This is a genomic window from Candidatus Bathyarchaeota archaeon (genome assembly GCA_026014745.1).
GTDB lineage: Archaea > Thermoproteota > Bathyarchaeia > Bathyarchaeales > Bathycorpusculaceae > Bathycorpusculum.
Map to the genome: position 1 here is coordinate 1,170,732 of JAOZHS010000001.1, position 11,876 is coordinate 1,182,607.

Annotated in this window: 13 protein-coding genes and 2 tRNA genes; 8 read left to right on the forward strand and 7 right to left on the reverse strand. The window is 46.4% G+C overall.

The window, feature by feature from the left end; translation table 11 throughout:
• Window positions 1-38: 38 nt before the first annotated feature.
• Window positions 39-413: an MscL family protein gene (locus NWE92_06185; protein MCW4029220.1), complete on the reverse strand. Its 375-nt coding sequence runs from the start codon at window positions 411-413 to the stop codon at window positions 39-41.
• 163 nt (window positions 414-576) lie between these two features.
• On the opposite strand from NWE92_06185, the gene NWE92_06190 reads away from it, so the two are divergent.
• A complete protein-coding gene (locus NWE92_06190) occupies window positions 577-1,623 on the forward strand; it encodes a YihY/virulence factor BrkB family protein (GenBank protein ID MCW4029221.1) in 1,047 nt (348 codons plus the stop codon).
• A gap of 6 nt (window positions 1,624-1,629) precedes the next feature.
• Here NWE92_06190 and NWE92_06195 read toward each other — a convergent pair.
• Window positions 1,630-1,707 (reverse strand) — tRNA-Ile (locus NWE92_06195).
• A gap of 402 nt (window positions 1,708-2,109) precedes the next feature.
• Between NWE92_06195 and NWE92_06200 the strand changes: the two genes are divergently transcribed.
• The 4 genes from NWE92_06200 to NWE92_06215 all read left to right on the forward strand — a co-directional run bounded on the left by NWE92_06200 (window position 2,110) and on the right by NWE92_06215 (window position 3,631).
• Window positions 2,110-2,187 (forward strand) — tRNA-Ala (locus NWE92_06200).
• 76 nt (window positions 2,188-2,263) lie between these two features.
• Window positions 2,264-2,782 carry a hypothetical protein gene (locus NWE92_06205; protein ID MCW4029222.1) on the forward strand — a complete coding sequence of 173 codons (519 nt, stop codon included), beginning with the start codon at window positions 2,264-2,266 and terminating at the stop codon, window positions 2,780-2,782.
• A gap of 67 nt (window positions 2,783-2,849) precedes the next feature.
• Window positions 2,850-3,191: a metalloregulator ArsR/SmtB family transcription factor gene (locus tag NWE92_06210; protein ID MCW4029223.1), complete on the forward strand. Its 342-nt coding sequence runs from the start codon at window positions 2,850-2,852 to the stop codon at window positions 3,189-3,191.
• Between the two features lie 122 nt (window positions 3,192-3,313).
• Window positions 3,314-3,631, forward strand: coding sequence for a hypothetical protein (locus NWE92_06215; protein ID MCW4029224.1), 318 nt, complete (start codon window positions 3,314-3,316; stop codon window positions 3,629-3,631).
• 117 nt (window positions 3,632-3,748) lie between these two features.
• Here the strand turns inward: NWE92_06215 and NWE92_06220 are convergent, their stop codons facing one another.
• From NWE92_06220 to NWE92_06235, 4 genes are all read right to left on the reverse strand, one after another.
• On the reverse strand, window positions 3,749-6,316 hold the full coding sequence (locus NWE92_06220) for a PQQ-binding-like beta-propeller repeat protein (protein ID MCW4029225.1): 2,568 nt from the start codon (window positions 6,314-6,316) through the stop codon (window positions 3,749-3,751).
• Window positions 6,317-6,579: 263 nt separating this feature from the next.
• The gene (locus NWE92_06225; GenBank protein ID MCW4029226.1) at window positions 6,580-6,861 is read right to left on the reverse strand and encodes a winged helix-turn-helix domain-containing protein; all 282 of its coding nucleotides are present in this window, start codon (window positions 6,859-6,861) and stop codon (window positions 6,580-6,582) included.
• Window positions 6,858-7,415: a hypothetical protein gene (locus NWE92_06230; GenBank protein ID MCW4029227.1), complete on the reverse strand. Its 558-nt coding sequence runs from the start codon at window positions 7,413-7,415 to the stop codon at window positions 6,858-6,860. The genes NWE92_06225 and NWE92_06230 overlap by 4 nt, the downstream gene beginning before the upstream one ends.
• 258 nt (window positions 7,416-7,673) lie before the next feature.
• Window positions 7,674-8,291: a zinc ribbon domain-containing protein gene (locus NWE92_06235; protein ID MCW4029228.1), complete on the reverse strand. Its 618-nt coding sequence runs from the start codon at window positions 8,289-8,291 to the stop codon at window positions 7,674-7,676.
• A gap of 277 nt (window positions 8,292-8,568) precedes the next feature.
• On the opposite strand from NWE92_06235, the gene NWE92_06240 reads away from it, so the two are divergent.
• Both NWE92_06240 and NWE92_06245 read left to right on the forward strand, forming a co-directional pair.
• Window positions 8,569-9,162, forward strand: a complete 594-nt coding sequence (locus NWE92_06240; GenBank protein MCW4029229.1) for a hypothetical protein — start codon at window positions 8,569-8,571, stop codon at window positions 9,160-9,162.
• Between the two features lie 82 nt (window positions 9,163-9,244).
• The gene (locus tag NWE92_06245; GenBank protein MCW4029230.1) at window positions 9,245-9,859 is read left to right on the forward strand and encodes a hypothetical protein; all 615 of its coding nucleotides are present in this window, start codon (window positions 9,245-9,247) and stop codon (window positions 9,857-9,859) included.
• Window positions 9,860-9,894: 35 nt separating this feature from the next.
• On the opposite strand, the gene NWE92_06250 is transcribed toward NWE92_06245, so the two are convergent.
• Complete coding sequence (locus tag NWE92_06250) at window positions 9,895-10,887, reverse strand: NAD(P)-dependent oxidoreductase (protein ID MCW4029231.1); 993 nt, start codon at window positions 10,885-10,887, stop codon at window positions 9,895-9,897.
• Between the two features lie 176 nt (window positions 10,888-11,063).
• Here NWE92_06250 and NWE92_06255 point away from each other — a divergent pair, with 176 nt between their 5' ends.
• A complete protein-coding gene (locus tag NWE92_06255; protein ID MCW4029232.1) occupies window positions 11,064-11,873 on the forward strand; it encodes a hypothetical protein in 810 nt (269 codons plus the stop codon).
• Window positions 11,874-11,876: the final 3 nt, after the last annotated feature.

The following is an 11,876-nucleotide window of genomic DNA, read 5'->3' on the forward strand; positions in this document are numbered from 1 at the left end:
TAAAAAGAAGGGAGCCTGATTTGCAGGCTGGGGTTTTTTTATTCTATGTGCCATCGTTTTGCGACTTTAACAACCAGGAACACTAGGAAGGCAACGATCAGGAATGTGATCAAAGCAACCAAGAAGTCTCCAATTGCAAATGGTCCCACAACGAAAGTTGCTAGGTTGTTTATGTTTGGAATTGCCAAGCCAATCAGCGGCAGCAACAAATCTTTTACCAACGCTTGAACCAGTGTGCCCACGTATAAGGCAACTATGAAGGCAACAGCCAATCCAAAAATCTTGTATTTGGACAAGAACTCTTTGAATTCGTTCACAAGTCCTTTTGGCGGCGCTGGTGCAGGTGGCGGCGCTTTTGTTAATGCTTCACGGATTTTCCTTAATTCCTCTAACATTTCCTCTTCTTTCGTCAAACAAAACCCTCTCCGTATCATTTCACTTGAAGGATTAATAATACTTGCCGTTTACGCTACAGGCTGATTTGTGATTGCTTGTTACCACCCACAAAATCATATAGCATCCGTAGCGACTGAGACCTTGAACCAGCGTTTTCTTACTGTAGAATAGGTTGACTGCATGGATAAACGGGACCTCTATAGGCTTTTTAGAGACGCTTATTTGCATTGGCGAGAAGACTGCGCCCAGCTCCGAGCAGGCGCCTTAACCTTCTTCATAATCCTGCCTCTCCCCACTTTGCTTCTTATTGTGGTTGAGATGTTTTCGCTTTTTTTAGGCGAAGACCAAGCCATAGACATCTTGATGCAACAAATAGCCTCCGTCGCTGGACCCGCCGTCGCAGGACTCTTTCATGATTTAATCACAAGCACTAACTCCCCCTTTGGTTCCGTTTGGACATCCATCGTTGTGATTGCGTTCTCTTTTGGGGGTGCTATCGGCGCGTTTTCTGTTTTGCGGGATGCGATGGATTGCATCTGGGATGTGCACCTGCCCAAGGGATTGCCGCTTGTGACGAGGCTCCGCCAAAAAATCGTGCCCTTTGCTTTGCTCTCGGCTATGGGGTTAATCATTATTGTTTGGACGATTATCTCCAGCGGTCTATTTACCCTAATAAAAATCTACTCAATTAACGGCACATGGTCGGATATTGGGATAACGATTGCGCAGACGCTGCTGTCGTTTGTTATCGCCACCTTGCTTTTCGCGATTATTTTTAAACAGATTCCTGAGGCTAAGGTTCACTGGCGAGACGTTGTCTTAGCCGCGGTGATAACTGGTGTTGCGTTTACGATTATTAACGCCATTTTTGGGACTTATATTTCGACGTTTACGGTGACGACTGTTGCGGGGGCTGCGGGGTCATTGCTGATTATTTTGCTGTGGATTTATGTGCTTAACCAGATTGTGCTTTTCGGCGCAGAAATCTCCCACGTCTACGCCACCTCCATTGGCACTCACGCCAAGGAGTATTTGCCCCATGTCATAACCCGCAAGGAAACGGCAATCAAAAACGAAGAGGAAAAAGCCCCAACAGGAGCCCCCGCGCCCTCTGAGCGACCTGTAGAGGGGAAAATGGTGCCTGTGAAGCAGGAAAACGGGAGCATAGAAATTGACATAAAAATAACGCCGCCTAACCAAAAACAGCAAGATGGCGAAGAGAAGTAGTGGGAATGGTGGGCCGAGGCGGATTTGAACTGCCGACCTTTCGATTATCAGTCGAACGCTCCAGCCGTGCTGAGCTACCGGCCCCCATATTTTCGAGGTGACAGAACACTAATATTGTGTGGGTTTAAAAATATAACGGAACACACCTAGCGTAAATCATAATATTTTCCGAAAATACCGACAAACCGCTAAGCCGACGCCGACAACAGGCGCCTTCCTTTCCTATTACGCTGGTTTTCAACATGTTAATGCGCTTGTTTTCAGTCAATAGGACCTACCCCCTATAGGTTTCTGCATAGAACCACTAATAGGATCCAAATATGTCCGTTGGGCGCCCTCCCCCTCTATCGTTTTCTGCATAGCTTGGATATTAGCATCCAAATAGACGCCACGCAGCTGGGGTGTGCCTTTTTTGTGCTTATCCGCCTCAAAGGAAAGAAACGCTTATTAAATGAGCTAATTAATACCTATGAAGCCACACCGTTTGGGCGAGTAGATCAGCCTGGTACGATCGCCACGTTGGCATCGTGGAGGCCGCGGGTTCAAATCCCGCCTCGTCCACCAAAGTCTCCTTATTATTAAACCCGAATCCGTAAAGCCTAAAGCTAAATACGGCACAATAAAAACTAAGGGTTAAGCCATGTCAAACACGGAAAAGCAGTTGGCTATATTTGAGGATGTTTTGTTGCCGGTTGACCGCAAGAACCGCTATGACATCTACCTAACCGATAGTCGCATAGCCATTGTTTGTTTGGGCAAAATTGGTCGTCACGAATCTGAATCGTCCGGGTCATCTGGGGGGTTACCTGCGGCTTTTGGCATGCCCGCACCTATCCAAAAGAGCACCCAACCCAAAGCGGACATGGCGGCGATAAAAGAAGAACTAAACCGAATGCCGCTTGATGATTTGCTTAGACTTAGCAAGAGAAGCTGCTACTACACCTACGACGAAATCGAGGAGCTTCGGCTGATTTTGTCTCGGCACCCAGTTTTTAAGATTATAAGTGGGGACTGCGAATCCAAGTTTGCGCCCCACGGGCAGCAGGCTACGGAGTTATTGAGTTGGTTGACCTCAATAGAGGCTCTGAGAAATAAGCTCTCCATTGCAGCAAACTGGAATGTGCTCCGCGAGATTTTTCGTAGTATCCCTTTGCGTTAAACCGGCTTTCGGGTACAGATAGTTTAAGTGTTAGTTAGAATGTTAGAATATTTGAAGGAATGCCCGAATGACTGAGAAACCAAAACTCGACATGACCGTTTATAATTTACAGGCGGAAATCTCCAAGACGCTGGCCAACCCCGTTCGCTTAGCCATATTACACACTCTTCGAGACGGCGAGAAAAGCGTCAACGAACTCGCTGATATCATCGGTATTGGTCAGTCTAATCTTTCGCAGCATCTGGCGTTGATGCGGCAGAATGGAATTGTCAAGACGCGCAAGCAGGGAACGAGCATTTTTTACAGTGTTACGGATCCAAAAATTAACGTTGCTTGTGACACTATCCGTGAGGTTTTGATTAATCAGTTGAGGCAAAGTCAGGATCTTGCGAGTGCTTATCGTGGGTAGGCGTGGTTGCTGGGGTTTTTTGGGTTTTGTGTGATTTTTTGATGGTTTTTGGACTGTTTCAGTTTTGTTTCAGCGAACACCTATAAGCAACTATTAGTATATTAGAATATGGTGATAAATGAATGTTGACTAAAAAAATTGTAATCGCCATCGTCGCCATAGCTGCAGTCACTCTCGCAGCCGTCGGGATAGCCGCAGGGCAAATCGCACAAAACCAAACCTACACCCAGACAAACCCAAATGCCCCCAACCAAGGCGTCTGGGGATGGATGGGCAACTGTTTCGGCTACTGGGTAAACGAAGCCCCTGACGGCCAATACACCGCTCCGCCAGCAACCCCAACCGAACCCACAGGCCCCGAAGTTACTCCCTACCAAGGCTACTGCGGCTATGGATACGGATATGGGTATGGTCCATGTGGTCCCTGCTGGGCACGCTGATAACCAAGTGACCTATCCCTCTCTACTTTTTCTTTACTCTTTTTCTTCAAAAAACAAAACTCAAATTTGCATATATTTTATTTTAAACGCGGCAAAGAGCAATTCAAGCATGTTTTGTTATCTATAGTAAGCTACGATTGTACCTGCACGTGTTATGCTAAGCGTATCTTGTTGTTGCGACGATAAGCCGAATGTATATCGCCAGAAAACTTGGTTAGGGCTGGTTATGTTGAGCGGCGAGTAGTACTGATAGTTGTGTATGGAGCCGGTGTTCCACCAGAACACGATTGGGGTAGACGTGTAGGTGTAGTTGACGCCGTCAACATTTAGGATGTTGCCACTATATGTGCGGGGTACGCCCATGAAGAAGAATGTAACTTTTACTTGCGAGGTATAATTCGCTGTGAAGTTTGTGGGTGCGTTCATGACGATGGAGGCGCGGGGATTATCAACTGAACCATCCGTCCAATTGCTAAAGATGCTTCTTGAGGTCAAGCCTGTGATGGTTGAGTCAACGCCGATGGTTCCCGTGGAGGTGCCTGCATTTAGCCACAACTCCAGCGGTGACGATGTCGATGTGACGCCGCTCAAGCGGTTAGAAAGGTAGACCTTGGCGTAGGTGTAGGCTGGAAGTCCCTCTGCGTTTATGGTGAGTTTGTACAGTGTGATGAAGGTAATAGCTTTGGAGCTTTGTGAGGGCACAGAGAGCAACCCAACCGTGGAGTCCGCGACCGAGCGGGTGTCTGCACCGTTGGGGATGGGGGATTGGACGCGCCAAACACAAATGCCCTTTGCCACGTTGGTGAAGGTTATGGTTTCTTCGGATGATGTTTGGGTTTTGCCGTTTAGCATAACGCTCCATGATGTTCCCTGTGGTAAGCCCGTTTGGGTGAAGGTAACGGTGTAGGTCCCTGTTTTGGTGAAGGTGGCGGTTATGGTCTTGTTTTGGTCCATGATTATGGTTGCGGGGTTGGTTTGCCCAACTAAATCGCCACTCCAACCCGCGAATTGGTAGCCAGAAGCGGCTGTTGCAGTAAGTTCTACGGCTTGGTTTTGCGTGTAGGGCGCGGATGCGTTTCTTGACACGGAGCCCTGCCCAACGGTGTTAATGGTTAGCGTGTAGATGCTTTGTTGTATCTGGGCAAACGTGGCGGTTACGGATTTGTTAGCGTCAACTATCAGCGTGGCGGGGTTTGATGAGCCAGATAAGTCTCCGCTCCAACCTACAAAAAACCAGCCCCCATCAGCAAGTGCAGTTAAGTTGACCGCTTGACCGTAGCTGTATGGTTCAGTCGCGTTTCTGCTGATTACACCTTGGCCTGTTACAGAGGTGGTGATGTTGTAAGTGTCCGGTATATTTTGTACAAAGGTTGCTGTCACCGTTTTGTCTGCGTTCATGGTGATTGTGGTGTTGCCTGTGCCTGACGCGTCTCCGCTCCAACCGCTAAAACTCCAACCAGCCGCTGGTATCGCCTTTAAATCAACCGACGAACCCGACAAATGCGAAGAGTTGCCTGGCAAAACGAAGCCCTCGCCAACTGTTAGCATCGTTAAATTGAATAAGTTACTGTTAAAAGCATATACCGCGCCCGAGGTTCCATCGTTGGCTCCAATGTATACGATGTCGTTTACGGCGCATGGAGACGAAAATACTCTGCCAATGCTGGTTCTGTAACTCCAGATTTTTGTTCCCGTCGCAGCATCCAAGGCATATACGTTGCCATCATCTGATCCAAAGAATACGATGCCATTGGAAGTAATGCATGGAGAAGAATTTACTACGTCTCCTGTTTTATAATTCCAGATTTTTTCACCTGAGGTCGCATTCAAAGCATACACGTTGCCGTCGCCTGTTCCAACGTATAAGACGCCGTTGGCAATGCAGGGTGATGAAAATACGTCATGTCCTGTTGGGTAACTCCATATTTGGCTGCCTGAAGTGGCATTTAGGGAATAAACAAAACCGTCATAGGAGCCAAAATAGACAATCCCATTCGAGACGCATGGCGAGGACCACACGGTGCTGCCGGTTGTGTAATTCCAGAGTTGGGCTCCTGTGGTTGCATCTAAAGCATACAGGTAGAAATATGATCCAAAGTAAATGATGCCGTTAGCGAGGCAAGGAGATGACCAAACGATATTGTCTGTTGTGTAGTTCCAGATTTTAGCTCCGGTAAGGGCATTTAGAGCGTATATAGAGCCGTCCATTGATCCGAAATAGACAACTCCATTGGTTACGCAAGGAGAAGTCAAGATGGTGGACCCAGTTGTGTAATTCCAGATTTGCACGCCCGTAGTGGCGTCTAAGGCGTATAAGTTATGGTCGTATGATCCGATGTATACGATGCCGTTGGCGACGCAAGGAGAAGAATAAACTTCCTGACCTGTGATGTAGCTCCAGATTTTTGCACCTGAGGTCGCATTCAAAGCATACACGCTATAGTCAAGTGACCCAACATAAACAACCCCATTAGCAACAGCGGGAGACGAGTACACTGGACCAATTGCGGTATAGCTCCATAGCGTCTGGTTAGTTAAAGGTCCATATGAATCTGTATTGCCCATGTGCATAGGGTCATGGTGGAACATTGGCCAATCACTTGTGGCTGAAACATAACATACACTAAATGAGCAGGAAATTGTAAATACGAAAAATAATGCGATAGACATGTTTTTTTTGTTCATCAAAAATACGCCGCTAAATTGTAGGGGGGAGGGTTGTTTAAGGATGCGCCTCACGTATAAACCGTCACCCCGGGTAAGGCTTCATCAGTGGCAGTGATTTAAACAATGCGCAAGCCTACATGTATAAATCAAAACGTTCATTGGCGAATAATTTCAAGTTTTAAACATAAGTGTCAGCGGTTTTATGGGATTTAAGGGGCTATTTGTCGCTACCTCAACCGTGAAGGTCACAGCAAAGTAAAATGTGATCCAGCTAACGGAGGTTATTTGTAGGCTATGCCCATGCGCTCCATGAAATCCAGCACCGTTCGATACTGGTTTAAGTATTCTTTGCCCTTTTGGGTGAGTCTGTAGGATGTCTGGTTTTCGATGAGTCCAAGGGCTTCGAGGTCGGCGAGGTAACTTTTTAGGCGGTCAAAGGGAACGTTGAGTTTTGCCTGAATGCGGCATAATACTATTTTTTCGGTGATGCGGGTTTCGGAGTTAAGAATCGACAAAAGATCGCCGTAGATCTTCATTTTGTCTCTTCTTACTATTTTCTTCATTCTATACTCCTTTTTGGTTTCCCGTAGAAGGTTCGATAAGCAATTATTAGGAAAAGAACTAAGCCTATCCAACGGAGTACTAAGCCGCCGTAAAAGGCTATGTCGCTACCTTCAACAGTTGAAATTAAGATTGAGTACTGACTTACCAGCAAAAAGATGAATCCAAAAGGTGTCAAGATTGTCTTCGGGTCTCGAGTCTCTAAGTGGCTCCGAAGAGTGTGGATAGAAATGTAGAGTAAACAGAACATGTTGAAGATTCGGATGTAAATGGACAGAGCGCGATAATTACCAAAAGCGAGTTGTGGCGCAACAAAAACCAACACAGCTGCAGAAGTTAAAGCCACAATTAATACACTTAGCGTTATATCCCAAACTAGTCGGGTGTTTGAGGGTTTGCTCGAAAAATAATATGTGAAGGTAAGGAAAGCAAACGCAAAGGGTCTTGCGAGAAGTTGGAACCAGGCTAAGTCATTAACCACAAACGTTGTTGTGTGTGCTAAAGCTGCCATCAGATACGAGAAGCCAAGAAAGCCAAACCCTAAAGGAAGACCCAAATATCGGCTTTCTCTGGTGATTTGATACGGTTTGATTAGAAACCACACGAGAACGAAGCAGGCAATAGCTGAAAAGAGTTCTTCTGAAAACAGAAAGATTGGGTCTGGTGCTGCTATCGGGCTGCCTCCATATAGCCCCCCATAGTCGTGGTCTTAGTATATTTAATTTATCTATTTTCAGCGACCTTGCAGTTAGCACACAAGTTACTTTTTTAATTAAGGGCTGTAGCCATAAAAAGAAGAGGGGGCGTATTTTTTTTATTCTTTGAATACGCTTTCATCGAATTCGGATTTTTTGTCGTCCTCTGAGGTTTCTTCGGATTCTGTGTCCTCGGTGTCTTCCTCGTCTTCGGAGGGTGCAATGTAGTCGGTGAAGCCGGCTTTTGAGTTAGAGATGAAGAATAAGCCTGCCAATGCAAACACTAAGCTGGGAATTGCAGTGGAGATTATTCCGTCAGAGAATCCTAGGGCGAATATGTAGACGACTATGATCGTGACGAATGCTGAGGCGCACATGAAGCCTGAGCCGATGAGGGCAAGTTTGTAGCGGTTACCCCTAAATGAGAACAATGACGCCAAAAAGCCGAGGGCAGCAGCGGCGAATCCGACGCCAGAGAAGATAAGGAAGCCGATGGCTTCGGGGGTTTCCACGCCATAGTAGATGCTGTAAGTGGTGTATGTTTGGTAGGTGGTGATGCCGATAACTGCCATGGCGAGCGTAAAAGTTGCTGCAATCAGGGTTAACATGCCAGCGTTGCTTAATGAGGGGGCATTTGAGGTTGTGGGTTCGGGGGCTGCGGTTAAGGTTTGGCCGCAGTAGGCACAAAATGTGCTGGTTTCGTCAAGGACCGGTTTGCCGCATTTTTGACAATTCAAAGTGGTAAGCCTTCGTTGGCTATTGTGCACATGTGTTATTTAACTGCTTGCCATAATTTAACCCAACTTGAGAAAATCCTGTTTTGCCGCTAGATGAAACCCAAAAAACCGCTTTTTGAAAAAATATTGATTTTGCATCATTTTAAAAAATATTGGGGGTAAAATTTTATTTTTAGTTGAAGTTTGGTTCAAAATATCTCAATGATGAATTATGTTGGAGTCGTATATATTGCTGGTTTTGGAATAACTTTATAATGTTCTCCTTATTTATGCTGTCTTGAGGAAGAAGAAGGTATTGCAGATTAGCCAACGGCAGATAGAAGACCAAATTCGCGCCTACGCAACAGACTTTCTTGGACGCGAATACAGCGAAGACGCACAAAAAAAGTTACAAGCCTTCTCCATAATCACAGTCGACTCCTACGACAACGGCGGCGTCTCCGAAGCAACAGACGACCATATAGTAATCGCCATCAAACGCGACTTAGTAGCGGGCAAACTCACCGAAACCACCAAACTCGTGGTCCGCCATGAACTCGGCCATATCCTCGACGACACCGCACCTCTCTGCCCCACTTTTGAAGAGGAAGTCGCTCATGAAAAAATTGCCTGGAAAAACGCCAAACCCAAAACCGCCGCGGAACGTTGGTACATGTGCGTATCTCTGCGTACCCATATGGACCCGCTGAAGATGCAAGCGGTGGGGTTCCCGCAGCCTCAAACCAAAATCGCGCCACAAAAGCTTATCTATGCGGCGGAGACAGAGGCGCATCGAATGGGTCAGCAAAGCGTGTTTGTAGATGAGGCGTGGGCGGAGCGGTTGGCTATGGCGCATCTGCTGGAAAACCCCGACTACTACAGTTTACTCTAAACGGGTGATGCCCAAAAGTTCCAAGCTTTCGACGAATGTTAAGCGTCACCTTCTTAAATGACGGTTTTTGATGGTTAAGGCTATGTCTCAGTTTAAAGCATTCAAGAAGCCAGCGCTGACAAAAAAAGACCAAGAATACCAAATCCTCTGCGAAGTCGCCCAAGAGTACATTCGTCAAAAACAGGAAAAGGGCTCAAAGAAAAAGGAAACAGCCGCCGAAATTATTATCCGAGAACACCTGCAAAGCCGCGGATTCAACGTTACCTTTAACCCAAACGTCAAAATCGCGGGCACTGAAGTAAAAAACAGCCTGTTTCTGCTCCACGCAACCAGCAACCCTGACCAAGAAGAATACGTCCCCGATGAGGTAAAAATGGTCATTGAAATCAAAAACAACGCCGCAGCCAACCAATCTGAGACCATCAAAAAAGGGTTCGATGAAATCAAGGCGTTAGCACCGCATCTAAGCTTCGGTGTGGTGGTGCTCTCAGAACGCCTTGGATTTGCACATGAAGTTACCGACGAGAAACTCGGTGACCCGGCTTATCGTTCGTTCACGTTTGTTTCGCGTCGCACTAGCCCAAAAGACGACGGCGGACTTTTCAGCGAAAAAAACCTTGCTGACCTGCTTAAAGCCAAGGAAATGAAGAAGACCGGCGACTGGGAACGCTTCATAGCACACTTAAAACAAGCTTAACACGGTCACGCAAGAGCAAGGGTTTGGGAGCGCTGTTAAGAGTGCTCCTGATAGGGTGACATCTTCACAAGCCTCTTCATGATGTATTTTCGTAGCAGAATAATCGGCACCTTGTAGACTCTGAATGTTTTCTTCATACGCGTCAGGTAATCCTCGAAGGTGTGATTTTGGTAATTGAACTCTTGCTGGGCTTCTTTTGTGTCGTACCAGTCTAGGTGGTACGTGTTTATGTCTGGCGTGAAATATTTTGTGTCTGGAACAGGCAGGGAAAGGGCTCCGAACAGGCGGGACAAAAATTCGCGTCCTCTTAGCTGCCACCCGTTTTCTTTGCCTCCCCCAAGAATGTAGGCTTGATTTTTTGGGGTGGTTGCGGTTTTTAGTTTTTCTGCTCCTGTAACTAAAGCGGTTGCGATGTCTTCAGCCATCACCATTTCAAGCCGCATGTCAGGATGCATATCAAAAAGCTCCTCCAACAAAGAAAATGAGCCTGAAAATGAACTGACGGAAAAAGGCGGTAGCACGCCAGCGAGCCTGAAGATGAGGTAGTTGTCTGCGTTTTCTTTTAGGAAGGTTTCGCATTTTATTTTTGATTCTTCATAATTCCCCGTAACAACCAAGGGGTCATTGCGGTTGACGAGGCGGTTTTGGAGCTGTGTTGGTCCCATTACGCTTGCTGAAGACGTGAAAACGAAGGGGATGTCTTTTTGGGTCTCTTTGATTGCCTCTATCAAGTTGACTGTGCCGTCATAGTTGACCGCCATTGTTAATTCGCGGTGTTTTTTTGAGGCAGGCGGAATTATCGCGGCAAGATGAATCACCGCTTCGGCTTGTTGAACGGCGGCTTTGACGTTTTCTCTATTTCGGATGTCCCCAAAAATAACTTGGACTTTCTTGCGGTATTTATTGGCGGCTTTGCGGGTTTTTTTGTTATCAACCTCAAAAACAGTAATCTCATGATGCCGCTTGTAGGCTTCTTCAATAACTGCCTGACCGATGTTTCCAAAAGCGCCCGTAATCAATATCCTCATTATCTACCGCTCCCCTGCTTACTGCGAGTTAAGGCTAACTAATAATCATCACAGTGTACTCCATATTTAAGATTGACATGCCTGTCCCTTTAGGTGTTGTCAAGAAATCTTGACTGCAATAGTCAAAGAACCTTTACGAGAACCCTTTTATCTGGAAATCGGCTGAAAAAGGTGACATGAATACTCCTCGGGTGTTAGGCGTATTATTTGCAGGCTTGTTAATAGTCGCAATTCTGGTTCTGGCTGAAGGCAGCTCTGCTCAGTCGATACCAAAAGCCTCTGTTCCAGACGTCAGCGTTCGGCTGGTGGCTGAATCTTATGTGACCCCTGAAACAACCACCATAAATCCATACACCGGAGAAAATATAACTCACCCAAGTCGGCGAGTTGAAAAAACCAGTATAGAATTGTCAATCAAGAATCAGCCCAATAGTGGAACCTGCATTTATGGCGTAAGAATGAAGGGACACTTTGAAAATTCATGGACCTGGCTCAACGGATACCCTGAGGAATTCGATAATACGCCCGGCAGTGGCTCATTTATTCCTCCGCTACCTGTATTTGCTTCCCATAGTGACTACACAGTAGTTACCTATCCTAACCATTACCCCGCTAACTCGATGCTTGATTTTCAAGTAAAAACAGCACTCTACAACACTACACAACAAGGTATCTACACCTATCATTATCTTGTTTCAGAAAGCGACTGGAGTAACACCCAAACCATAAACACCTCTCAACTCGCCGAGCCTGTTTTAGCCACACCAACCCCAATAGCAACGCCGACCCCAAATCCACCCACACCAACAGCCTCTGCTGAATCGCCAATTTCAAGACCTTTATCCACACCCACCGCTGCGCCGCCCGAAACAGCCACGGATTTAGTTACGTTGCCTATGAATGCCTTTATTGCACTAGTCACAGTTCCTTTAATTGCTATAATCATTCTCTTGGTAGTTCTCATTAGAAAAACAAAGAAAACCTAACCG